Source organism: Prosthecobacter sp. (assembly GCF_029946185.1).
Lineage (GTDB): Bacteria > Verrucomicrobiota > Verrucomicrobiia > Verrucomicrobiales > Verrucomicrobiaceae > Prosthecobacter.
This window is the reverse complement of record NZ_JAQSEA010000118.1, coordinates 24581-48588: the sequence shown is the minus strand read 5'-3', so window position 1 is coordinate 48588 and position 24008 is coordinate 24581. Positions and strand designations below refer to the sequence as shown.

18 protein-coding genes are annotated in these 24008 nt (G+C 59.6%); 11 read left to right on the top strand and 7 right to left on the bottom strand.

Features of this window, described 5'->3' with window-relative positions; genetic code table 11:
- The 4 genes from treZ to PSV43_RS09635 form a co-directional block, all read right to left on the bottom strand.
- Positions 1-1364 (bottom strand): malto-oligosyltrehalose trehalohydrolase (treZ, locus tag PSV43_RS09650; RefSeq protein ID WP_300196189.1); only part of this gene is annotated, 1364 nt, incomplete at its 3' end.
- Complete coding sequence (gene treS / locus PSV43_RS09645) at positions 1361-4648, bottom strand: maltose alpha-D-glucosyltransferase (RefSeq protein WP_300196187.1); 3288 nt, start codon at positions 4646-4648, stop codon at positions 1361-1363. The genes treZ and treS, both read right to left, overlap by 4 nt.
- Positions 4649-4869: 221 nt before the next feature.
- Positions 4870-6180, bottom strand: a complete 1311-nt coding sequence (gene xylA, locus PSV43_RS09640; RefSeq protein WP_300196185.1) for a xylose isomerase — start codon at positions 6178-6180, stop codon at positions 4870-4872.
- 98 nt (positions 6181-6278) lie between these two features.
- Entirely contained in the window at positions 6279-7553 is a 1275-nt protein-coding gene (locus tag PSV43_RS09635) for an MFS transporter (protein ID WP_300196183.1), read from the bottom strand.
- Positions 7554-7659: 106 nt separating this feature from the next.
- Here PSV43_RS09635 and PSV43_RS09630 point away from each other — a divergent pair, with 106 nt between their 5' ends.
- Entirely contained in the window at positions 7660-8766 is a 1107-nt protein-coding gene (locus tag PSV43_RS09630) for a hypothetical protein (RefSeq protein ID WP_300196181.1), read from the top strand.
- A 156-nt stretch (positions 8767-8922) separates the two neighbouring features.
- On the opposite strand, the gene PSV43_RS09625 is transcribed toward PSV43_RS09630, so the two are convergent.
- The gene (locus PSV43_RS09625) at positions 8923-10383 is read right to left on the bottom strand and encodes a DEAD/DEAH box helicase (RefSeq protein ID WP_300196179.1); all 1461 of its coding nucleotides are present in this window, start codon (positions 10381-10383) and stop codon (positions 8923-8925) included.
- A gap of 64 nt (positions 10384-10447) precedes the next feature.
- On the bottom strand, positions 10448-11062 hold the full coding sequence (locus tag PSV43_RS09620; protein ID WP_300196177.1) for a hypothetical protein: 615 nt from the start codon (positions 11060-11062) through the stop codon (positions 10448-10450).
- A 102-nt stretch (positions 11063-11164) separates the two neighbouring features.
- Between PSV43_RS09620 and PSV43_RS09615 the strand changes: the two genes are divergently transcribed.
- Positions 11165-13564: an FHA domain-containing protein gene (locus PSV43_RS09615; protein ID WP_300196175.1), complete on the top strand. Its 2400-nt coding sequence runs from the start codon at positions 11165-11167 to the stop codon at positions 13562-13564.
- Between the two features lie 99 nt (positions 13565-13663).
- Entirely contained in the window at positions 13664-15562 is a 1899-nt protein-coding gene (locus tag PSV43_RS09610; protein WP_300196173.1) for an FHA domain-containing protein, read from the top strand.
- Between the two features lie 28 nt (positions 15563-15590).
- On the opposite strand, the gene PSV43_RS09605 is transcribed toward PSV43_RS09610, so the two are convergent.
- The gene (locus PSV43_RS09605; RefSeq protein WP_300196172.1) at positions 15591-16172 is read right to left on the bottom strand and encodes an NAD(P)H-dependent oxidoreductase; all 582 of its coding nucleotides are present in this window, start codon (positions 16170-16172) and stop codon (positions 15591-15593) included.
- 90 nt (positions 16173-16262) lie between these two features.
- On the opposite strand from PSV43_RS09605, the gene PSV43_RS09600 reads away from it, so the two are divergent.
- The 8 genes from PSV43_RS09600 (at position 16263) to PSV43_RS09565 (ending at position 23924) form a co-directional block, all read left to right on the top strand.
- Complete coding sequence (locus tag PSV43_RS09600; protein ID WP_300196169.1) at positions 16263-17930, top strand: AarF/UbiB family protein; 1668 nt, start codon at positions 16263-16265, stop codon at positions 17928-17930.
- A 27-nt stretch (positions 17931-17957) separates the two neighbouring features.
- A complete protein-coding gene (locus PSV43_RS09595) occupies positions 17958-18410 on the top strand; it encodes a hypothetical protein (RefSeq protein ID WP_300196167.1) in 453 nt (150 codons plus the stop codon).
- An 89-nt stretch (positions 18411-18499) separates the two neighbouring features.
- Entirely contained in the window at positions 18500-20002 is a 1503-nt protein-coding gene (xylB, locus tag PSV43_RS09590; protein ID WP_300196165.1) for a xylulokinase, read from the top strand.
- A gap of 15 nt (positions 20003-20017) precedes the next feature.
- Positions 20018-20368, top strand: a complete 351-nt coding sequence (locus PSV43_RS09585; RefSeq protein ID WP_300196163.1) for an STAS domain-containing protein — start codon at positions 20018-20020, stop codon at positions 20366-20368.
- Between the two features lie 46 nt (positions 20369-20414).
- The gene (locus PSV43_RS09580) at positions 20415-22100 is read left to right on the top strand and encodes a SpoIIE family protein phosphatase (protein ID WP_300196161.1); all 1686 of its coding nucleotides are present in this window, start codon (positions 20415-20417) and stop codon (positions 22098-22100) included.
- Positions 22101-22134: 34 nt separating this feature from the next.
- A complete protein-coding gene (locus PSV43_RS09575) occupies positions 22135-22794 on the top strand; it encodes a lysophospholipid acyltransferase family protein (RefSeq protein WP_300196159.1) in 660 nt (219 codons plus the stop codon).
- Between the two features lie 9 nt (positions 22795-22803).
- The gene (locus tag PSV43_RS09570) at positions 22804-23346 is read left to right on the top strand and encodes a hypothetical protein (protein ID WP_300196157.1); all 543 of its coding nucleotides are present in this window, start codon (positions 22804-22806) and stop codon (positions 23344-23346) included.
- 8 nt (positions 23347-23354) lie between these two features.
- Positions 23355-23924 (top strand): pseudouridine synthase, encoded by a 570-nt coding sequence (locus PSV43_RS09565; protein WP_300196155.1) that lies wholly within the window; start codon positions 23355-23357, stop codon positions 23922-23924.
- Positions 23925-24008 lie beyond the last annotated feature (84 nt).

The following is a 24008-nucleotide window of genomic DNA, read 5'->3' as shown; positions in this document are numbered from 1 at the left end:
TCGGTGACGAGGCGGCCGAGTTCATCGTTGTGATTGGTGAAGTACTGAAACGGAGTTTCCGCCCCCCATTCCTGGCCCATGAAAAGCATTGGCGTTGCCGGAGCTAGCAGCAGCAGGGCGCTGGCCGCGCGATACGCCGCAGGCGTGGTGAGCTGATGCAGGCGCTCACCAAAGGCGCGGTTGCCGACTTGATCGTGATTGCTGATGCATAAGGCAAATTTTTCCGGTGACAGGTGGTCGCCTGCGCCGCCACGTGCCACACCGAGATGCTGGCTCACCTGTCCTCGATAGTGCCAGCCATGCCACAGCTCATCGGCTAGTTCCGTAGCACTCCCTGTGAAGTCTTCCCGGTAGGAGTTATCACCCAATGCCACCTGGATGGAGTGGCAAAAATCATCCGCATACACCGCGTCCATGCCGTGGCCGTCGGTGGCGATCACCGCCGCCAGATTGCGCTCGTCCTCGGCAATGACAAAAGCGCCGCGTTCATGCGCCGCATCCGCGATCTCCGCGAGCAGATGGCGGGATGAGGCATCCAGAATCGCATGCGTGGCATCCAGGCGCAGACCGTCGAAATGAAATTCATCCAGCCAGTAGGCCACGTTGGAAAGAAAATACTCGCGCACCGCCGGGTGCTGGTGACCGTCATAATTGAGCGACGCTCCCCAAGGCGTATGCACTTCATCATTGAAGTAAAAGCGGCTGTAAACGCCAAGGTAGTTCCCATCGGCCCCCAGATGATTGTACACCACATCTTGGACCACCGCGATTCCCTGCTCATGCGCGGCATCCACCAGTGCCCGCAGGTCGTCCGGGGTTCCATAGCAGCGCGCCGGAGCAAACAGGCTCACACCATCGTAGCCCCAGTTCCGGGCACCCGGAAAATCAGCCACCGGCATGATCTGCAGCGCATTGATTCCCAAATCACTCAGATACGGGAGCTTCCCGATGACAGCCAAAAAAGTTCCTTCAGGTGTGAAAGTGCCAATGTGAATTTCGTAAAGCACAAGGTCACGCAGCGGCGGACACTTCCATCCTGAATCCTGCCACGCATAGGCATGAGGATCGACCACCGAAGACACCCCGTGCACGCCATCCGGCTGGGAGCGTGAGGCAGGATCTGGGAACGGTCCGGCACCATCCACCATGTATTGATAGCGATCTCCTGCTACTCCTTGGGTATCCACTCCAGCGTGATAGCCGTCAGCATCCATCGCTAAGATCAGGGTCCGTGCTGTGCCACCCTCAGAGGGTATGATCCGCGCCTCCACATGCCGCCGCTCCGGCGCCCAGATGCGGTAGCGTACTCCGTCCGGGATGATTTCAGCGCCTTGCGGGCGCAATTTGCGCGCCCCACTTTTCATGAGTGCTGTCCTCCGTCAAGAATGCGAGTAATGCCGCGCACCGGAATGGAGAGCCAGTCAGGGCGGTTGTTGAGTTCGTAGCAGACTTCATACACTGCCTTTTCCAGAAGGAAGACATCGAGCAAAACCTTCAGTGTGTTCTCATCCTTCGGCAAAAAGGAGGCACCCTTGGCGGTGGTGAGATAGGCGTCGAGGAAGTTGGCACTGATTTGCTCGACCCAGATTTCCGCCCACTTTTCAAGCTGCTCGGTTTCCTCGGCACGCAGGCCATTCAACGGCGTGAGCGCCGTATGGGCGGCATAATGGAATGAGCGAAGCATGCCCGCGACATCACGCAGGGGTGAGCGCTTGATGCGGCGTTCGCTGAGCGGACGGGCGGGCTCGCCCTCAAAGTCGATGATGATAAAATCACGGCCTGTATTCAGCACCTGGCCGAGATGGTAGTCGCCGTGATGCCGGATGCGGGTGGCCGTGATCTTGTGATCCAGCATGCCCGCCTGACGGCTGAGAATTTCCTCTTCTCGGCTAAGCAACCCAGCAGCCACTTCACGATACTGGTCCGGAAGATCCGCGAGTTTGAGCTTTAACAACTGACTCATTCGCCGGGTGCCGGAGCGCATGGACTGATAGAGTGAGCGCTGGTAGTGACCAGTAAACTCCTCCGGTGAAAAATCCGGGTCATCACAGTCCGCCGCCAGTGCGAGATGCATCTGAGCCGTGCGCTCGCCAAGCTGACGAACGCGCTCAGGATAGACGCCGCCGACGATCTCGTCGATGAGCGCAGGGGGGATGAATTCGCAGGCATCCTCCTTGGGCTGCGCCAGCAGATGTTCATGCGTCAGCACGCGCTCATAGTAGCGACCCAGTGCATTCAGCGTGTAGCTCCAAGCATCGCCTTCATTTGGCACATTCGCCACAAGCAATGCCAGCACCCGTGGCTCCGCGCCTTGAACCCGGTGCTCAATAGCTCCGCAGTAGGCTGGAACATTCGGGAACTTCTGGCGCTCGCTGAGGAAGCGCAAAAGTTCGGCATCAGGATTCCGGCCGACTTCCGGCTTGCGGTAGAGCTTGAGGAAAAAGCGGTTGTCATAAATGACCGCAGAGTTGCTTTGTTCCGCGCGCAGCGCACGTGACGGCAGCGGCAGGGCTATCTCCGCAGCCTGCGCCTTGAGACCATCACTACAGGTGCCTACCAGCTCGCCTGTAGCACCGCGCAGATGCTTTTCGCCGAGAATGATCTCGAACAATGCAGAACGGAAATTTTCGTCGTCGAGGGCGTCAAACAACACGCCCTCACCTTCGGGGGAGGCAAAGCGTGCCACGACAGACTCGGAGGCGTTGCCGGCAACAGCTAGTTGCAGCGGCATGAGGTACACTTCCGGAGTGAGCTTAAAATAATTGACCTGGAGGAAGGCCAGACGGCCAGCGTCACCTCCGAGAGTGGTGTGGCCAAGAGACAAGGCTTCCTTCACCTCCACGCTGCGCAAGGCATGCGCTTTGCCGCCGAACCAGCGGCAGTGCTGCAAGCAATCTGGCAGCATGCGGTCAGTGAACAAGTGGCTGCGCAGTGCCTCCAGCGCATTGGCCCATGTGGGCGGCTGTTCAACCAACGGTGGCGTGAAATCCGCACCGATGCGCAGCGGATCAGCGTTTGCCTCCAAGGTCAGCCAGAGATAATCGTGCGGCCCCATGGTGAGGAAATAGGGGGTGGCGGCAATGACGGGAAACTGATTGTGACTGAAGACCTCCTTGGGGCGAAGTCCCTGCCAGCGGGCGAGATCAAGCTCCACCGCCTGCGCAAATCGGGACAGATTGGCGACCACAAGGATTTTTTCATCCTCGAACTCCTTCACAAAAGCGAGCACGCGCGGATTGTCCGAGTGCAGGAACTCCATGCTGCCACGGCCAAAGGCCTTGAAACGCTGGCGCATGGCCACGATGCGGCGTGTCCACCACAACAATGAGGAAGGATTGCGCTCCTGCGTCTCCACATTGACGGCTTCGTAATGATATTCCGAATCGATGATGACCGGGAAATAAAGCTGCTGAGCGTTCGCACGGGAGAAGCCCGCGTTGCGGTCCATGCTCCACTGCATCGGCGTGCGCACTCCATTGCGATCACCGAGGTAGATGTTGTCACCCATGCCGATTTCGTCGCCATAGTAAATGATCGGCGTGCCCGTCAGGGAGAGCAGGAGCACATTGAGCAGCTCGATCTTGCGGCGGCTGTTGCGTAGCAGAGGCGCCAGGCGACGGCGGATGCCGAGGTTGATGCGCGCACGCTGGTCCGCCGCATAGACGTGGTACATATAGTCGCGCTCCTCGTCCGTAACCATTTCGAGGGTCAGCTCATCGTGGTTGCGCAAGAACATGGCCCACTGGGAATTCGCGGGAATGGCGGGCGTCTGCTCAAGGATGTCGATGATGGGAAAACGATCCTCCATCTGCAGCGCCATGAAGAGGCGCGGCATGACCGGGAAGTGGAAGGCCATGGAGCATTCGTCTCCGTTTTTGCCAAAGTAGGCCACAGCGTCTTCCGGCCACATGTTTGCCTCTGCAAGCAGCATGCGATTGGGAAAGTTGCTGTCGATGTGCGCGCGCAACCGGCGAAGGATCGCATGCGTTTCGGGCAGGTTTTCGCAATTCGTGCCGTCCCGTTCGATCAAGTAAGGCACAGCATCCAGACGCAGGCCGTCCACCCCCATGCTGAGCCAGAAATCGATGGTCTTGAACATCACCTTTTCCACCTCGGGGTTGTCCCAGTTCAAGTCCGGCTGATGCGCGTAGAAGCGGTGCCAGTAATAGGCATTGGCGAGCGGATCCCAGGCCCAGTTAGACTGCTCGAAGTCCTTGAAGATGATGCGTGCTTCACGGTAGGGCTCCGGCGTATCACTCCAAACGTAAAAATCACGCTCAGGGGAGCCGGGTTTGGCACGGCGCGCGCTCTGAAACCAGGCATGCTGATCGCTGGTATGATTGAGCACCAGTTCGGTGATCACGCGCATGTTGCGGCGGTGCGCCTCGTCGAGGAATTCCTGGAAATCCGCGAGCGTGCCGTAGGTCGGGTTCACCGACATGTAATCGGCGGTGTCGTACCCGTCGTCGCGCAGGGGTGATGGATAAAAGGGCAGAAGCCAGAGTGCTGTGACGCCCAGTTGCTCCAGATAATCAAGTTTGGAGATCAGGCCCCTAAAATCTCCTATCCCATCTCCATCGCCGTCGCAGAAAGCACGAATATGCAGTTGATAGATGACAGCGTCTTTAAACCAAAGCGGATCAGTCATGCGAACCGGTGCCTCAGTTCGGAGGTGCTTGCAAGTCTGCATGACCTGTCTGGGTACATCACCCCATATATGCATATTGATGTGCACGCATTATTCTTATCTCTGAGTAAAATCAGTGAGCCTTGTATTCCCCCTGAATTCTCTGACCATAAATTATCAAAAAAATGAGGCGACCGTTTCCGGCCGCCTCACGATAGAGTTTGAAGGACTGATCTCCGTTTTTACAGGTAGTCGTTCACCAAGTTTTCCATCATCTCCTGACGGCCGCTGCCGAGCAACGGTTCGCCATTGGCGAGGACGTGGGCTTCGAGTTCAGCGAAGCCGACTTCACCCTTCTCGATCTTTGCACCAATGCCGCTGTCGTAGGTGCTGTAACGCTGCTTGATGAAGGCATCGATTCGACCGTCTTCGATCATCGCATGGGCGATCTTGAGGCCGCGGGCAAAGGCGTCCATCCCGCCGATGTGGGCGTGGAAGAGATCGACGGGTTCAAAGGATTCACGACGGCATTTGGCGTCGAAGTTGAGGCCACCGGTGGTGAGGCCGCCCATCTTGATCACTTCGAGCATGATCTCGGTGGTGAGGTAGATGTTGGTCGGGAACTGGTCGGTGTCCCAGCCGATGAGCGTGTCGCCAGTGTTGGCATCCACGGAACCCAACGCATTCGCAGCCACCGCCACCTGCATCTCATGACGCATGGAATGACCCGCAAGCGTGGCGTGATTGGTTTCAAGGTTGAGCTTGAAGTGTTCAAGCAGGTTATGCTCGCGCAGGAAGTTCAAGCAGGCAGCAGCATCCGAATCATACTGATGCGTGGAAGGCTCACGCGGCTTCGGTTCGATGTAGAACTGGCCGGTGAAACCGATCTTCTTCTTGTAATCCACCGCCATGTGCAGCAGCCGGGCCAGGTGATTGACCTCCCGCTTCATGTCGGTGTTCCAAAGCGTCGCGTAGCCTTCGCGGCCACCCCAGAAGGTGTAGCCTTCACCGCCGAGGCGATGCGTGACGTCCATGGCCTTCTTCACCTGCGCGGCAGCGTAGGCAAACACACCCGCATTCGGACTCGTGGAGGCACCCTGGCAATAACGCGCATGGGAGAAGAGGCAGGCGGTGCCCCAGAGGAGCTTCTTGCCGGTCTGCTTCTGTGCTTTTTCGAGCTCATCGGCCACGGCGTCAAAAGCGGCGTTGCTCTCGGCCAGCGTGTCGAGCTCAGGAGCCACATCACGATCATGCCAGCAGTAGTAATCCACGCCGAGCTTGTCCATGAACTCAAAGCAGGCCCACACGCGGCGCTGCGCATTGGCCACGGAGTTGCTGCCGTCATCCCATGGGCGCTGGGCCGTGCCGCCACCGAAGGGATCGGACAGCGTGTTGCGCATCGCGTGCCAGTAGGCGACCGCGAACCGCATCTGCGAGCGCATCGTTTTACCGCCGACGATTTCGTCAGGATTGTAGTGCTTGAAGGAGAGCGCATTGCGGCTCTTAGGCCCTTCATACTGAATTTTAGGGATGTCAGGGAAAGCGTCGTTCATGGTAGGAGAGCCAAGGGAGACGAAACGGGGCGCTCTGCAACTGGTTCGTCAGACTCTCGACGGACACTTTTTAGGCCAAATAGGACGCGCACCTTGTCTCACAGCGACTTCTCATTCGTCTCCTCGGCCATCCAAACGGCGACCAGTGTGATGACGGCCATGATAATAAGATACACCGCCACAGGCCATGGCTTGCCGCCACTTTGATCCAGCAACGCCGTGGCAATGAGCGGTGCCAGCCCCCCCGCCAGAGGCGAAGCAAGCTGATAGCCGAGCGATGCCCCGCTGTATCTCACCCGCGTACCAAACAGCTCCGAAAAAAACGCCGCCTGAGGGCCATACATGGCGCTGTGAATGATGAGTCCTACGGTGACAGCGATCCAAAGCGCATCGGTGCTTCTCAAATCCACGAGCCAAAAAAACGGAAACGCGAACAGCCCGACGAAGAGCGTTCCCCCGAGGTAAACCGGCCGTCGGCCGACACGATCCGAAAGCCAGCCAAAGAACGGGATGACAAAAAACTGCACGCTGGAGCCGATGAGCACCGCCTGCAGCACCTGATCCTTGCTAAAACCAGCCTGCTGCGTGGCATAGGTGAGCACAAAGGCCGTGATGACGTAAAAGAATGCATTCTCGGCAAACCGCGCCCCCATCGCGATCAGGACATTGCGCGGATACTTACGAATCACCTCAAGGATGGGCATCTCAGTCGTGCTGCTGGACTTTTGGGCCTCGGTAAAAACCGGACTTTCCAAGATGCGCAGGCGAATGAACATACCGACTCCGAGCAGCAAAATGCCGACCAAGAACGGAATGCGCCAGCCCCAGGCCATGAAGGATTCTTCCGGAATCACCGAGGACAGCGTGCGGAACACACCTGTGGCGAGCAGCAGGCCGATGGGCACACCCGCCTGCACCCAGCTCGCCAGAAATCCCCGCTGCCCCGGTTTGCCGTGCTCCACCGCCATGAGCACCGCACCGCCCCATTCTCCACCCACGCCGAGCCCTTGAATAAACCGCAGCGTGACGAGCAGGATGGGGGCAAGAATCCCCGCCTGATCATACGTCGGCAGCAGGCCGATGCCAAACGTGGCCAGGCCCATCATCATCAGCGTAGTCACCAGCATGGATTTGCGCCCCAGCTTGTCACCAAAATGTCCAAACACGATGCCGCCCAGCGGCCGCGCAAAGAACCCCACGGCATTCGTCGCAAACGAAGCCATCGTCGCCGCCAGAGGGTCCATGGTGGTGAAGAACAGCTTGCCAAACACCAGCGCGGACGCCGTGACATACAGGAAGAAATCATACCACTCGATGGTGGTGCCGATGAAGCTGGCAAGGACGACGCGACGGGTGCTGTTGGAATCGGACATGGGCGGAAGCCGGACAGGCTGAAGGCTTGGCGGGCAGATGACAAGACGAAAAGCTTTTTGCCCGCCCCGCATCCAATCCCCACCACCGGTGTTGAAGCCTCCCACCATGAAGACCATCGTTCGCCTTCCCTTCTTCGCTGTGCTCCTCCTCGGCGGCATTTCATTGTTCGGCCAGACCACCAGCGCCCCCATCGACTGGGACAAAGCCAAGCAGCTCTACCAACGCGAGCAACGCGGCGAAAAGCTAAGTCCCGAGGAGCAGTCCTACCTCAACAAAGCCAAGGAAGCCCGCAAAGGCGGTGGCAGTCGTCCAGGTGGCGGCGGCCACCCAACCAATCAACGCAAAGCGCCTGACACACTCAAGCCCCTCACGGACATGGCCGCCAGTGAATCGTATGAAGGCGAGGACGGCGGCCTCTACGGCAAAGGCAACAACGAACAACCCGAGGCGTTGAAAAAATCAGCCGCTGACTCACTCGCCCAGATCAAACCGCTCGATGCCGCAGGCAAACCGTCCGACAGCGGCAAGATCGCACTCGTCTCCGTCAGCATGTCCAACGCCACCCAGGAGTTCTCCTTCTTCAAAGGCATCGCCGACAAAGACCCGCGCAAGTCCGACAAACTCACCATCGTGGATTGCGCCCAAGGCGGTCAAACCATGGCCGCCTGGGCCCAGCCTGAAGGCCGCCCGTGGCCTGAAGCCATGAACCGCCTGCAACGTGCGGAAGTCAGCCCGCAGCAGGTCCAAGTTGCCTGGGTCAAGCTCGCCAACGCCGGCCCCTCCGGCTCCAAGACCGAACACCTGGCCACGCTGGAGGCCGACACCCTCAAAGTCCTGCACCTTCTCAAAGAGCGCTTCCCCAATCTCCGCATCGCCTATCTCGGCAGCCGCATCTACGCCGGCTATGCCAACACCGGCCTCAATCCCGAACCCTATGCGTATGAGGGGGCCTTCGCCGTGCGTCACCTCATTCAGCAGCAGATGGGCGGAGATGATTCCCTCGCCCTCAGTAAGTCACCCCTCCTCCTCTGGGGCCCCTATCTCTGGGCAGACGGCGAAAAAGGTCGCAAACTCGACGACCTCAAATACACCAAAGACGACTTCGGCCCCGACGGCACCCACCCCAGCAACAGCGGCCGCGAAAAAGTCGCCAAGCAGTTGCTCGAATTCTTCGCCACCAATCCGCTGGCAAAAAGCTGGTTCGCAAAGTGACCGGCGTAGGACGGATGTGGCGACAGCCCGTCCGTCTGTGAGCGTGTGGCAAACACCCTAGCTCACGAACGTCCCCAGCTTCGGGCCGTTTGACGCAGTGGCATCCATATGATTGAAAAATCACATGAAGCCAAACACACGCAATCTAAGGGACTCCTACCGTCCCGTCAGCCGCTTCCACAGCCCCCGTGCGCCGTCAGGAGAGGTGTTTTGTTGAGGCATCTGAGCTGGCTGCCGGGGCGCTGCGCCCGACGAAGAGCGACGCTCGCCGCCACCGCCCTGACGTCCGCCACCACCACCTTGGCCGCCCTGGCCTCCTTGACCACCGGAACGTCCTCCACCTTGACCACCACCACCACCTGAGCGACCTCCACCCTGCCCGCCTCTTGGCGGCCCGCCCTGTCCTTGCGGACGGCGTTGCTGGAAGCTGCGTTGCTCACGGCGTTCAGGCCGGTCATCGCTGATAGGCTGAGGCGCGGCATTGTAATCAAAGCCTTCTGCCTTTTTACGCACCAGACCACGATTGATAAAGCGCTCCAGTTTGCGCACATCAGGCTGCTCATCAGGTGAGACAAAGCTAATCGCATCGCCGATGGCCTGCGCACGGCCCGTGCGGCCAATGCGGTGCACATAATCTTCCACGATGTGCGGGAAGTCGAAATTCACCACGTGAGAGATGCCATCCACATCGATACCGCGCGCAGCAATATCCGTGGCCACAAGCACTCGCACCGTGCCCGTCTTGAAATCATCCAGCGCGCGCAGACGCTGGTTTTGCGAGCGGTTGGCATGCAGAGTCGCGCACTTCACGCCGGTTGATTCAAGCTTCTTGGCGATCTTGTCTGCACCATGCTTCGTTCGGCTGAAGACCAGCACCATCTGCATCTTTTCATCCTGCAGGAGGTGTGAAAGCAGCGGCATCTTGAGATGCTTGTGTACTTCATAGACAAGCTGGGTCACCGACTCCGCAGGATTCGCCCGCTTGCCGATCTGCACAATCTTCGGCGCACGCTGGAATTCATGCGTCAGGGTTTCGATCTCCTTCGAGAGCGTGGCGGAAAACATCAGCGTCTGCCGCTTCTTCGGCAGTTGATTGATAACGCGGCGGATGTCCGGCAGGAAGCCCATGTCCAGCATGCGGTCAGCCTCATCCAGCACAAGGTATTCGAGCTGGGAGAAATCCGCACAGCGTTGCTCCATCAAATCAAGCAAACGGCCCGGGCAGGCGATCACGATGTCACTTCCGGCGCGCAGCGCGTCCTTCTGCGGCTTCTCGCCCACACCGCCATAGATCTTGGCAATCTTCAGCGGCAGATGTCTCGCGTAGGCCATCACATTCTCCTCAATCTGCGCCACAAGCTCACGCGTCGGTGCCAGCACAAGCACCCGCGTCCGGCGGCGTTGCCCCTGAGGAACCGGATTCGATGTCAGGCGGGTCAGGATCGGCAATGTGAAGGCCGCCGTCTTGCCGGTCCCCGTCTGTGCAATGCCAATGACATCTCCACCCGCAATCACCACCGGAATCGCCGCAGCTTGAATAGGGGTAGGCTCCGTGTAACCGGCTTCTTGAATTGCAGTGAGGATGTTCGGATCGAGGCCGAGAGCTTTAAAAGGCATCCGTGCCATTAACCGCCGAAAGGGTGATTAGCAACGACACGTTTCTTCCCTACATCCCCGGCCCTCAGACCTTTGCGGCATCCGCCGCGCGCCACAGATACCACTCAGCCAGGGTACGATGCGGCTGCCAGCGTTCCGCCAAGGCGCGAAATTCCTTCGGCTTCGGCATCTCATCGAGCTTCTTCGCCACACGCCAGCCGCTGCGCACGCCGAAGTCATCACTGGGAAACACGTCCGGCCTGCCAAGAGTGAAGATCAGCAGCATCTCCACCGTCCAGCGGCCCACCCCACGCACCGCGACGAGCCGTTCGATCAATTCCTCATCATCCAGCTTCAGCGCCGCCGCGCGCTTCGGGATCTGCCCGCTGATCGTCTTCGCGGCAATATCACTAATGGCAAGAATCTTGCCCATGGAAAAGCCGCAGCCACGCAGGGCCTCATCGCTCGCTTCCATCACCTGTTCTGGCCGGGGGAAGCGCGTATTCGGAAACAACGCCTTGAAGCGGCGCAGGATCGCCTCCGCCGCATTCGCATGCAACTGCTGGTGCGCCACCGCGCTGACCAGCGCTTCGTACGGCGACCTCTTCAGCGGCACCAGCAGGCATGGGCCATGCGACTTGATCAGCCGGCGCATGACAGAGCAGCGCTTGGAGAGATGAGCTTCAGCTTCAGAATGCATGGCGGGGACAGGATTGCGACATCGAAAAAAATGCAAGATTGATTCAGCACTCAAAATCGGATTTGATTCTAATTTCCCGCAGCCTCGATTTCTTCCACAACCATGGCAAAACTCACTTTTGTACTCGATGACGGCCAGGAAGTCGTGGTCCCCCTGGCAGAGCACATCACGATCGGGCGTGGCGACGACAACGATGTCGTCGTCGATGACGACCGTATCTCAAAACGCCATGCCGAACTGGTCCACAATGCGGACGGCACCATCCAGTTGTTTGATTCCAACTCCACCGCCGGCACCTTCGTCAACGGCGAGCGCGTGCGCAGCCGCACCATCCGCCATGGAGACGAGCTGACTTTCGGCCCCCTGACCGCCGTGATTGATTTCACCGATCATCCAGCCAACGGCAACTCCCCCGCTCTCGCCCCGGCGGCGGCAGAAGATGTCACCCAGGCTGTCACCATCCACCAGCCGGTCCAAGCCGGCAAAATCGCCACCCGCAAACGCAGCAGAGGCGGCAGACCCGACTCCAACGCACAGCTTGAAATGGAAAAAGCACGCCTGCAGTCCGAACTGGACACCGTGCAGAAAGAGCTCCGCGACTGGCAGGAACAGTCCGCAGCAGAGCATGCCATGCACCTGGCCCGCATCGACTCTCTCCGCGCCGAGGAAGAACGCCTCACCCCCATCAAGACCGTAGTTCACGAAGCCGAGACAGCGCATGGCGCGTGGCTCCAGTCCATCCAATCTCTAGCCACCCGACACGAGGAACACACCGCCTCCCTGCAGCGCCTCACCACCCAGCATGAGGAGAAAGCCGCCGATTTGCAGCGTCTCGGCCAGGACGAAATCGCCGCCAGGCATGAGTTGGAAGGACTGGCCACGCACCGGGATCAGGCCCTTGCCCACCTCCATCAAATCCGCGCTGAGAGCGTACAGGATGAGACTGCAATAAATGACCTGCGCCGCCAGCTCGCCGAACTCGAAACACGCAGTCACCAGAGCAGGGAAATTTTCGAGATTCGCGCTGATCAGTTGAAAGCCGCAGAAAAGAAAATCGAGCAGCTCTCCCACCACCGCGCTCAGATAGAGGCCCACATCCACGAACTCACCGGCACGGAGGAAAAACTCGTCCAGGCTCGTGCGCATTGCCAGGAAGCCGAGGCCCAGCATGCCACACTCACAGCCGCCATTGCAGCGCTGGGTCTGGATCAGCAGCGCTCCACCGCTGCAGTCCAGGATCTCGAATCCAGCATCGCCACGCTGCAGGAGTCCCACCAGCAGGCCGTCGTATCACGGCAGCACGCCGCAGAGTCCTTGCAACACCTTCAGAATCAACTCGCCGCATGCCAGAAGGACCTCGCCACCCGCAGCGCAGAACTCGCCGCTGAAACGCAGCAGCTTGCCCAAACCCAGGCACGCCACGCTGAGCTCGATCAGCAGTGTCAGGCACTTGCTGACACCGCGCAAAAACTCACCGTCGTCCAGACGCAGCTTGCCACCGCAGAAGAGCAGCTTGTGAAGGTGCAAACCACCTCCGCAGCCCTCGAAGCCCAGATCGCAGAGGTGAATCCCGTCATGAAGACACTCGCAGCTGAGGAAAGCGCCGCGAAGGGCCGCATCGCTGTTCTGCACGCTCGCGAGGCGGACCTGCGCGCCGAGCTCACGCAGCTTGACGCTTCCGAACGCAGTCACCGCACTCGTTTCGAGGAAGTCTTCCAGCTTGTCTCTGAGGCGGAAAAAGAACACGCCGCTCAGCAGCAGCAGCACGCCTCCAGTCTTGAGTCCGCACGCACAGACTTGGCGGATCTCCTGTCCCATCTTCAGCCCTTGCGTGAATGGAAAGAGGCCATGGACCTGCTCTACGCACGCCTCGCCACCCTGCCGCGGGATTCCACCGAGGCGCGCGACCTCTGGCATGAAATCGAAAGAGAAAAAGCGGGGCTCCATGAACTCATCACCACCGCACGCACCCAAGCGCAGGCGGGTGCAACCCCTGCCCCTCTCCCTCCCAGCGCACCGCCGGTGACGGTCGAACCTGAGCCTCCTCGCAAAACCCGCTCTGGCGGAGTCCCGGCAGTGGTCCTCGCGCAGGAGACCACTCTAAAATCACGCCTCAGCCACCTGCGTGAAAGCGTCCAGCGCGAGGAATCCCGCCTTGAACACATACGCCTCGAACGTATGCGTCATGAAGCACCCCATCGCGCCAGCCCCGCCGCCGAAGCCATGCTGCGTGAGCAGACCCGCCATCTTGAGGCTAAAATTCGTCAGGATCAGGAGCGCCATCACGCTTTGCAGTCCACCATCGAAACATCCCACGCCGAGGAAGAAAAGCGGCGTGAACGCCTTGGTGAGCTCGAACACAAGCTCGTCGAACTGCGTATCGACATCACTGAAGCGGAGCGCCAGCGCAGTGAGCTGCGCCAGCAGGCCGACCTCGCCCACACCGAGCTCAAGAATTTCGAGGCCGCCATCGACCGTTTGGCCAAAAAAACCTCAGCTTGAGGCCCTGTTCCTGCATCATTTTCCCGCAGATTCAAATGCCTGATTGATTCCACTCACTTCATCGACTTTGCTGCGGCGGTTTCAACGCAAAAATCTCCCATGGCCAAACTCACTTTCGTTCTCGAAGACGGACAAGAAGTGGTGGTTCCTCTCAAGGAACACATCACCCTCGGACGTGACGAGGACAATGACATTGTGGTCGATGACGAGCGCATTTCTTCGCACCATGCTGAAATCGTCGAAAACGCCGACGGCAGCCTTCAGGTTTTTGACCTGAAATCCACAGCAGGCACTTTCGTCAATGGTGAGCGCCAGCTCAGCTGCACCCTGCTCCATGGCGACACCATCGCCTTTGGCCCGCTCGTAGGCACACTCGATCTTGAACATCCGGCCACAAGCCCCCCCCCCGCAAAAGCCACACCCGCAGCGCCTCCAGTCTCCAATTCGACGGTTAAAGTTCCCGTTTCTGAAGCTCTTGCTCCTCCGGCACCCCCTGCATCGGCACCTCCCGACAACGCCCATGTGGAAGCCACGGCCCAATTGGAAGCAGAGAAATCACGGCTCAAAGCCGAGGTCGCTGCCGCTGAAAAAGAGCTGCGGGAGTGGGAGAAGCGTGCTGAAAAAGAACGCTCCCTGCATCTGTCCCGCGTGGAATCACTGACCGCCGAGGAGGAAAAGCTCGCCCCCGCGCAGGCTGCTGTGCAGCAGGCCGAGACCGCACACCGCGAATGGCTGGAAGCTATCAATTCCCTGACCAGCCAGCACGCGGATAAAACCACCGCCCTCGAACGCCTCAATACCCAGCATTACGAAAAGTCCACTGAGGTCCAGCGTCTCACCGCCACCGCTGCCGAAGCTCAGCAGCAGATCGAAAATCTGGCCGCTCAAAAAGAGCAGACCGACGCCCGTCTTAAACAGGTGCGTGATGAGTGCGAACAGGACGAGGCACTTCTAAACTCCCTGCGCCAGCAGATCATTGAACATGAAAAGCGCATTGTTGAGGAGGAGGCAAAACATCTCTCGCTCAGCACCTCCAGCGCGGCGCTCAGCGCCAAACAGCAGAGTGATGAGGCCTCCATCAGAGATCTCGAATCTCTCCTCATGAAGTTGGAGCAGCGTGCTGCGACCGCCGAAGCTTCGCTCCAGCATCAGCAGGAGGAGCTCGCCTCATGCGAAAAGAAACTGGCCGCGCGCAATGCAGAACTCGCCGCAAGCAACTCCGCACTTGCCGTCGAAACCGACGCCAACCGCACAGAATTGGAACAGCGTTGCGCGACCGCCGAAACTTCGCTCCAGCGTCACCAAGAAGAGCTCGCCTCATACGAAAAGAAACTGGCAGCGCTCAATGCAGAGCTCACCGCACGCAACGCCTCACTTGCCGTCGAAACCGACACCAACCGTGCTGAATTGGAACATCGTTGCGCGGCCGCCGAAGCTTCGCTCCGGCGTCAGCAGGAAGAGCTCGCCTCATGCGAAAAGAAACTGGCTGCGCGCAATGCAGAATTCGCAGCACGCAACGCCTCACTTGCTGCCGAAACCAACATCTACGTCGAAACCGACGCCAAACGCGCTGAATTGGAACAGCTGAACGAGGATCTTGCCTCAACGAAACAGCAGCTTTTCGATGGCAGAAAACGCCTCGCCGCTGTCGAACAGCGCTACCGCGACGCACAGTCCGACAGTTCCCAAGGCGGATCGCAAATCGCCCCGTCTCGTCGCCAGCCCCACCACGAAGACGCCTCCCAAACCGACGCGACAACAAACGGGGCACTTCCCGGTCAGATCGAGGCCGCCCGCCGTGAGCTTGCTGAACTGGAGGCCAAAATCGCCTCCATGCGTAAAGCACACTCAGCGGCTGCAATCGTAGCCGCACAGGATGCATCCAACCTTTCTCCACCCGTGGTGGTCCAGGTTGAGACCATCCGCCTCGCCCCCGTTACCATCAAGTCCGAACGCACCCGCGGCCCCGGCACGAAAAAAGCCGAACCTCGTTCTTGAGGTCATCGTCCGTGAGGCGAGCGCCTGTTCAGCCCAGGTGCTTCTTCAAGAAATCGACCAGTCCCTGCGCCACCCGCGTCACCTGCTTGGCAGTGCGTTCATCCTTGAGTCCACCCTTCTCATCAAAGGCTTCATAGGCCTTCGACACCGCCACTTGGTCTGGCAGAACAATGATGCCTATGTTGCCCAAAATGGCACGCAGATGCACAAGTCCCCGCAGTCCGCCAAGAGCTCCCGGGGAAGCACTGATCAAAGCAGCCGTCTTGCCACGGTAGGCAGCCAGCGCCGGCTCATCGTCCGTTTCGCCACGAGAAACCCAGTCGAGCGTGTTCTTCAGCACACCGGTGATGGAACTGTTGTACTCCGGTGAGGCAATCAGCAGCGCATCGTGCTCGCGAAAGATCGCCTTCAGTTTCTTGGCATTCTCAGGCAGCCCCTGCTCGTCTTCCAAATCCCCGTCATACAAGGGCAGCGGGTAATCACGCAGATCCAGCAGCGTGACTTCAGCTCCGGCGGCACGTGCGGCATCAGCGGCAATACTCACAAGCTGCTTGTTGTAGGACGCGGAACGGGTGCTGCCCGCAAAGGCAAGGATTTTAGGAGTGCTCATGCCAATGCATACCTAAACCTGTCGAAACTGCCAGCCGAGAGTGAGCATTCCGCATTGTCAGGCACCTCTTTCCTGTGAAGGTTGCCTCAAATGAAGATTGAAGCCCTGGCCCGCCTCGAACGTTATGCCAAGCGCATCGCAGAAATCGCCGCCGTACTCGGCAAGTACGGTCTGGCGGATTTGTTCGGCGGCTTCAAATACGCCTGGCTGCAGGACCGCCTCAAGAGCTCCGATGGCCAGTCCCTCACCGCCGGCGTGACGCAGGCTGCGCGTGTGCGCATGGCGCTCACAGAATTAGGCACCACCTTCATCAAGCTCGGCCAGATGCTCAGCACCCGTGCCGATATGCTCGGCCCTGAATTGACCGAGGAGCTCTCCCAGCTGCAGGCCAATGTCCCACCCGACCCCTCCGCCATCGCCCGTGCGACGATTGAAGCCGAACTCGGCCAGCCCATTGAGCAGCTCTTTGCCTCCTTCGATGACACGCCTCTCGCCGCCGCATCCGTCGCCCAAGTCCATGCCGCCCGGCTCCACACGGGTCATAGCGTCGTCGTCAAAGTACGCCGTGCTGGCGTGGCCGAACAAGCCGCCACGGACGTCGAGATCGTACAGGCGCTCGCCGAACTGCTGGAACAGCATTCGCCCGCCCTGCGTTCCTACCAGCCGCTGGCTGTTGTACGCCAGTTCCGCCGCACCCTGCTGCGCGAGCTCGACCTGACCTACGAAAGGCAGAATCAGGAGGAGTTTGCCCGCAACTTCGCCGACGACCCGACCGTCTGCATCCCGGAACTCTTCAGCGAACTCTGCTCGCATCAAGTCGTCACCATGCAGCGCATGAACGGCCTCATCGGTTCCGACATCGAGGCGCTGCAACAGTCCGGTGTGGATCTCGGCGAGTTCGCCAAACGGGGAGCCAACATGTATCTCGAAATGGTCTTCCGCGACGGCTTCTACCACGCCGACCCCCATCCCGGAAACCTCTTCCTGCTGCCCGGCAACATCGTGGGCGTCATAGACTGTGGTATGGTCGGCCGCATCGATGAAGATCTGCGCGATGAAGTCGAGGCACTGCTCTTCGGCGTCGTGGAAAACGACTCCGAACTCGTGGCCGAGCAGGTCCTCCGCCTCGGCTCCGTGCCAGCGGATTGCTCACGTGACAAGCTGCGGGCAGACTTGCAGGAGTTCATGGCGGATTATACCGGCCACCCGCTCAATGACATCCACGTCGGCGCAGCCTTGAGCAGCCTCGTCGAGATCATCCGCAGTCATCACATCGTGCTGCCCCCGGCGCTCGCCATGCTGCTAAAGACCCTCATCGTGCTGGAAGGCACCTCGCGCCGCTTCAGTCCGGATATAAGCCTGGCCGCGCTGATGCAGCCCTACTGCACACGTCTGATGCTCCGCCGGTTCTCGCCAGGCCGCATCGCCAAACGCGCCCGTCGCTCTTTCCGCGTCTGGAATCGTCTGCTCACCGCGCTGCCGCGAGATCTCACCGACTTGCTCGCCCGTTTCCGCGACGGCTCATTCACGGTTCACATCGACCACCGCCACCTCGATCCCATCGTCAACCGCCTCGTCCTCGGCATCCTCACCGCCGCGATCTTTCTCGGCTCCAGTGAGCTCTGGAGCCGCCAGGCCGCACCCTTGTTCTACGACGTGTCCATTTTCGGCGCTCTCGGCTATGCAGTCTCACTCTTCTTCGGCTGGCGGCTCATGCGCGCCATCCGCAAATCCGGGAATATCCAGTCGAAGGATTGAGCCCTGTCAGCGTCAATCACGTCTCCCATGCAACCACCACCCATTCCCAACAAGGACGCTGAGAATCTGCGCACCCTCGCGATTTGTCATTACGTCGTCTCCGGCCTTTCTCTTCTCGCACTCGGCTTTTTGGTTTTGCACTATGGCATCATGCGCATGGTCTTTGACAATCCAAAGCTATGGGAAAAGGCCAAAGAGCCGCCGCCCTTCAACCCGGCCGAGTTTTTCCACCTCTTCCAGTGGTTCTATCTCATCTTCGGCGTCCTGATTGTGGCGGGCGCTGTTCTCACCTTGATGTCCGGTCGGTTCATTCATCGCCGTACCAACCGCACATTTTCCATCGTCATTGCCGGCCTGAACTGCCTGCATTTTCCGTTCGGCATTCTGCTCGGTATCTTCACTATCATTCTGCTGACCAAGGATTCCGTCATGAGGCTCTATGCGCTGTCAGAAACCAAGACGCTGACTGATTCAGCTTAAAATGGCCGATTCTGGACATCTTGATTTCTTGACCTCCCCTCCCTCCCCAACGTAAACCTTTCGCCGTCCCCAACCTCCCTCCTCCATTCATGTATTTCCTCGGCATCGACAGCGGCACGCAGAGCACCAAGGCCATCGTCCTCGACCTCGACTCAGGCAAAATCGTCGCCACCGGCCACAGCTCCTATGAATTGATCGCAGGACTGCCGCCAGGTCACCTCGAACAAGATCCACAATCATGGCTCGATGCAGTGGATGCCTCCGTGCAGCAGTGCCTTGAGCAAATCGGCAAGGACAAGGCCAAAATCGCCGGCATCGGCGTCAGCGGCCAGCAGCACGGCCTCGTGGCTCTCGGCGCAGACGACAAGCCCGTCCGCCACGCGAAACTCTGGTGCGACACCTCCACTCAGGCGCAGTGCGCAGAGATCGCCCATCATTTCGGCGGCCAGCCCGGCGTCATCGCCATCGCTGGCAATGCCATGCTGCCCGGCTACACCATTCCAAAGCTCCTCTGGCTGAAGCAAAACGAGCCCGAAAATTTCGCCAAGACAAAAACCATCCTGCTGCCACACGACTACATCAACTTCTGGCTCAGCGGCGTGAAGCGCATGGAATATGGCGATGCCTCCGGCATGGGCATCCTCAATGTGAACACCCGCCAGTGGGCCTATGAAATCTGTGATTACATTGATCCCAGCGTTCGCGCCATGCTGCCCCCCCTCGGCTCTTCCAAATCCGTGCACGGCACCATCCGCAAAGATCTCGCCGTGAAATGGGGCCTGAACCTCGACGTCATCATCAGCGCCGGCGGCGGTGATAACATGATGGGCGCCATCGGCACCGGCAACATCAAGCCCGGCGTCGTCACCGCCAGCTTTGGCACCAGCGGCACACTCTATGGCGTGGCCGGATCCCCCGTGGTCGATGGCCAGGGCGAAGTGGCCGCTTTCTGCGACAGCACGGATCAATGGCTCCCACTCGTCTGCACCATGAACGTCACCGTCGTCACCGAACAGGTCCGCGAGATGTTCGGCTGGGATCTCCGACAGCTCGAAGACGCCGTGAATTCCGCCCCCGTCGGTGCGGATGGCGTGATGTTCCTGCCCTACCTCAATGGCGAACGCACCCCGAATCTGCCGAATGGCTCTGGTGTCATCCATGGCCTCCGCCCGACCAACATGGCCCCGGCCAACCTAGCCCGCGCTGCCGTGGAAGGTGCCACACTTGGCCTCGCCTACGGTTTGAAACGCTTCCGTGATCTCGGCATGAACCCCACCGAAATCCGCCTCACCGGCGGCGGCAGCAAAAGCGGCGTCTGGCGTCAGATCGCAGCAGACTGCTTCAATGCCGAAGTCGTCACGCTCAGCACCAGCGAAGGTGCCGCCCTCGGCGGAGCCATCCAGGCCGCCTATGCCCACGCCAATCAGAGCGGAACGGAACGCATCAGCTACGAGCAGCTCTGCGCGAAGCTCGTCACCCTCGACGAATCCACCCGCTGCAAACCCAATGCGGAAAATGCCGCGCTGTATGCCGCACAACTGGAACGCCAGATGGAACTCACCGGCCGCCTCAATCAAACCGGCTGGCTCTGACCGCCCGACATCTTCATGAAACCTACCGTTCGCACCCACCCCAACGCCGTCGTCATCGAACTCGAGGGCGATGCCGATCTGGCGACCGTACCCGAATTCCAAAAAGTCGTGCGCGAGCAAATGAAGGCCGGGGTCAAACGCCTCATCATCGACTTCACCAAGGTGACCTTCGTCAACACCCCCGTCTGGGCCGTGGTGGTGGAATACTTTCAACACGCGAGTGGCGCAGGCACAGAATTTGCGCTGGCTGGCATTCAGGGCCGTGTGGATGCCTCGTTCAAAATCGTTCGCCTCGGCGACTTCATCACCCATCTGCCCACCGTTGAGGATGCCTTGAACGCCGCCGATCTGACCAGTAAACGTTAGTCCTTCCCGCTATCCTCAAGCCTCATCCGCGAACTCGCCAAACGCCGTGAGTAATCCACAGCCCATCGCCTCCCGCCAAAGCGTTCTGCTTGATGTGGCCCGTCGCCTGAGCAGCACGCACAATCTGGTCGAACTGGTCGATCACATCCTGCAGCGTTCGCGTGAGGTCATGGACTGCGAAGTATGCTCCATCCTCCTGCCAGACGGCCCCAGCGAGGACCTCCTCATTCGCTCCACGCTCGACCATATCAATGCGTTGGAGGTTCGTATCCCCAAAGGCAAAGGCATCGCCGGTGATGTCTATGCGACCAAAACGACCGTCAACATTGAAGACGCCCTCAACGACCCACGCCACTTCAGACCTGCCTCCGACCAGTCCGAACTCATCACCCATGCGATGGTCACCATTCCCCTGCTGGATGGCGACCACTGCCTGGGGGTAATGCAGGCCATCAATCCAAACAACGGCTCATCCTTCACCGCGCAGGACGTGGAAATGTTTGAAACTTTTGGCAGCCTCATCGCCGTGACCCTGATGCGGCTAGAATCACAAAAAAAGGCGATTCTAGAAGCCGAAAATCGGCAGCAGCTCTCGCTCGCCACAGAGATCCAGAACTCCTTCCTGCCCGCGCCTCAGGTACGTCTTGGAGACGTGGTCGTCGAAACCTTCTACGAACCCGCCAGCGAAGTCGGCGGCGACTTTTATTTCTGGCACCAAATCGATGATGGTAAAATTCTCATCGGTGTCGGCGATGTCTGCGGCAAGGGCCTGCCTGCCGCACTGGACATGGCACGCGGCACCACCCTCATCGCCTCCACCGCGCATCTGTGCGTCTCGATGAACCTCGCCGAGTGGATGACGACATTGAACAAACGCCTTTGCGGCGTGATGAAGGCAGGACGCTTCATCGCCATCAACGCCATGCTCGTGTGCCCAAAGACAAGACGCGTTTGGCTCTGCTGCGCCGGCCTTCCGGGTGCACAAGTCTTCGACGGCAAAGCGTGGAGGGAAGTCGCTGCACCAGGAAATGCGCCGCTCGGCATCACCTGCGCCGCACGCTATGCGGAGATGGCTCTTCCCTTCAGCACCGGCCGCCAATGGATGCTCTACACCGATGGCATTCTCGAAGTGCAGAACAGCACGGGGGAATACTTTGAAGACGCCGCCTTCGCCGCCGCCATGCAGCACACCAACGACGGCGATGGCTTCTTGAAACACCTCGTCGAACAATGGCACACCTTCGCCGACGATTCGAGCTATCAGGACGACGCTACCGTGCTCACGATCACGGATCACTCCCCACCAGCACCCGAGGAAATCGCCCTCTCCTGCCATCCCGACACCCTGCGCCTTGTGCGTGAGTTCATCGAGACTTGGTCCGCCTATCATGGCCTGAACGATGAATTCACCGGCCTCCTCGTGCTGGGCTGTGACGAAGTGATGAGCAACATCTGCAAATACGCCTACTGCTCCACCAGCACCGAACGCACCGCCACCTGCCGCCTGGCATCTGCCCCTGACTCCGTTCGCATCCTCATCGAACATTACGGCGCCGGGATCACCAACGAGGACTTTCAGAAGCTCGTGGTGCCCCCCTCGATCGACTGTCGCATCGGCGGTCTCGGCCTCCATGTCATCAGCCAAATTTTCGACCATGTCGATTTCCGCCGCGAGGAAGGCCGGTCGGTGATTGAACTGGTCAAGTCGCTGCCGGCTGCATCGCCGGGTTGATGCGCAGGCATTTCGTGACAAGGATGCGCCCCTCATGGCCAAAATCCGCATCAAATCCGCCGGCAAAATCATCGCATGGATCATGCGCGGCATCGGCACAACTTTGCGCTGGGAGGTGCGCGATGACGCAGGTGTGTTTGATGCCACACGCAAAGGCTGGATCTGGTCCTTCTGGCACAACCGCATGTTCCTCATCCCCTGGCTGCACCATGAATGGTTCGCCAATGTCCCCGGCACCATTCTGACCAGCCCCAGCGGCGATGGCCAGATCATCGCCGATGTGTGTGAAACCTTCGGCATCGAAGCCGAACGTGGCTCTAGCTCCAGGCCCGAGAAAGGCATGAGCGCCCTCATCGCCCTCGCTGCTAAGGCACGTGAAGGCTACGAGATCGGCATCACCCCCGATGGCCCGCGAGGCCCGCTCCATCGCGTGCAGCCGGGCATTGTGAAGCTCGCCCAGCTCACCGGCGTGCCCATCATACCCGTGCACATGCACTACAGCCACGCCATCCAGTTCAAGACTTGGGATGAATTCCTCCTGCCACTGCCCTTTTCCAAAGTCACCCTCGTCTTCGACAAACCCCATCACATCCCACGCCGCCTGACCGAAGAGGAGTTTGAGCAGAAGCGCCTCGCATTAGAAGATGTGATGCGTTTTGGAACCACCCTTGAAAATCTGCAAAGCGCCCGCTAGCCTCGCGGCATGGAAACGCTCTCCGTCCGTTGCAACCACTGCGGCGCCCCGCTGCAAGTCTCTGGCAGCACGCGCTTCGTCACCTGCCAGTTCTGCCACAGCAGCCTGGAGGTGAAGCGCACCGACACTTCCATCTTCACCGAGGAAGTCGCCAAAATCGCCCAAAACACCGGCAAGATGGCCGAGAGCCTGGAAGTCATCACCCTGCAGAATGAGATCGAGCGCCTTGACCGCGAGAATGCGCCTGAGGTCGCCGCCACCCAGGCCAAACAACTGCCAGCCGGAGCCAAAGTCGCGGGTGGGTTGATTGGCATGATCATGATGCTCTTGTTCACGTCCTTCGGCCTCTTTTTTGCCATCAGCTCTTCTCGCATGGGCGCTCCATTCATCTTCCAGCTCTTTGGGGGTGGCTTCGCCCTCATCGGCATCATTGCCCTCGTCTCCATCATTTCCAAAGCCGTCTCAAGCAGCACCAAAATTGGCGAGGTAAGCAGCTACGAGACACGCCGTGCTGCATTGGTGCAGAAGCTCGCGGCACTTGCCGAAAAATAACTGCACGCATGCTCCTCGCCTTTTATAAACCCTTCGACGTCCTCTCCCAGTTCACCCAGGAGCACCCCTCCCACCGCACCCTCGCCGAATTCGGTTTCCCACCAAACGTCTATGCCATAGGCCGTCTCGACCGCGACTCCGAAGGCCTCCTGCTTCTCAGCGACGAAGCCCGCTGGAACGACCGCCTCCTCAATCCCCGCCACGCCCACCCGCGCACCTATCACGCCCAGGTGGACGGCCAGATCTCCGACGAAGCCCTGCGCAAACTCCGCTCCGGCATGGACTTGAAGGATTTCCACTCCCTGCCCTGCAAAGCCCAGCGTCTCGACCCCGAGCCCGCCCATCCACCGCGAGATCCCCCCATCCGCGTTCGCAAAAACATCCCCACCTCCTGGCTCGAGCTCACCCTCACCGAAGGAAAAAACCGCCAGGTCCGCCGCATGACCGCCGCCGTCGGCTTCCCCACCCTCCGCCTCATTCGCGTCAGCGTCGGCAGCCTCAAACTGGCGGAACTGGGTTTAGAGGCGGGGAAATGGAAGCCATTGAGCGCGGAGGAAGAACGAAAGGTCTTGGTATAAGGGTCAAGGATTCGACTCTTGACGGCGCATCCATCTTGACCCCTTGACAGGACCCGCCTTGACCTCTTCCCCAACTCCGTCCTT

Bases quoted from the DNA above. Each gene is read 5' to 3' on its own strand.
- PSV43_RS09605 (WP_300196172.1), bottom strand. From the start codon at position 16,172: ATGAGCACTCCTAAAATCCTTGCCTTTGCGGGCAGCACCCGTTCCGCG.
- xylB (WP_300196165.1), top strand. From the start codon at position 18,500: ATGTATTTCCTCGGCATCGACAGCGGCACGCAGAGCACCAAGGCCATC.
- PSV43_RS09615 (WP_300196175.1), top strand. From the start codon at position 11,165: ATGGCAAAACTCACTTTTGTACTCGATGACGGCCAGGAAGTCGTGGTC.
- PSV43_RS09575 (WP_300196159.1), top strand. From the start codon at position 22,135: ATGGCCAAAATCCGCATCAAATCCGCCGGCAAAATCATCGCATGGATC.
- PSV43_RS09635 (WP_300196183.1), bottom strand. From the start codon at position 7,553: ATGTCCGATTCCAACAGCACCCGTCGCGTCGTCCTTGCCAGCTTCATC.
- PSV43_RS09570 (WP_300196157.1), top strand. From the start codon at position 22,804: ATGGAAACGCTCTCCGTCCGTTGCAACCACTGCGGCGCCCCGCTGCAA.
- PSV43_RS09595 (WP_300196167.1), top strand. From the start codon at position 17,958: ATGCAACCACCACCCATTCCCAACAAGGACGCTGAGAATCTGCGCACC.
- PSV43_RS09630 (WP_300196181.1), top strand. From the start codon at position 7,660: ATGAAGACCATCGTTCGCCTTCCCTTCTTCGCTGTGCTCCTCCTCGGC.
- PSV43_RS09620 (WP_300196177.1), bottom strand. From the start codon at position 11,062: ATGCATTCTGAAGCTGAAGCTCATCTCTCCAAGCGCTGCTCTGTCATG.
- PSV43_RS09600 (WP_300196169.1), top strand. From the start codon at position 16,263: ATGAAGATTGAAGCCCTGGCCCGCCTCGAACGTTATGCCAAGCGCATC.
- PSV43_RS09625 (WP_300196179.1), bottom strand. From the start codon at position 10,383: ATGCCTTTTAAAGCTCTCGGCCTCGATCCGAACATCCTCACTGCAATT.
- PSV43_RS09585 (WP_300196163.1), top strand. From the start codon at position 20,018: ATGAAACCTACCGTTCGCACCCACCCCAACGCCGTCGTCATCGAACTC.
- PSV43_RS09610 (WP_300196173.1), top strand. From the start codon at position 13,664: ATGGCCAAACTCACTTTCGTTCTCGAAGACGGACAAGAAGTGGTGGTT.
- xylA (WP_300196185.1), bottom strand. From the start codon at position 6,180: ATGAACGACGCTTTCCCTGACATCCCTAAAATTCAGTATGAAGGGCCT.
- treS (WP_300196187.1), bottom strand. From the start codon at position 4,648: ATGACTGATCCGCTTTGGTTTAAAGACGCTGTCATCTATCAACTGCAT.
- PSV43_RS09565 (WP_300196155.1), top strand. From the start codon at position 23,355: ATGCTCCTCGCCTTTTATAAACCCTTCGACGTCCTCTCCCAGTTCACC.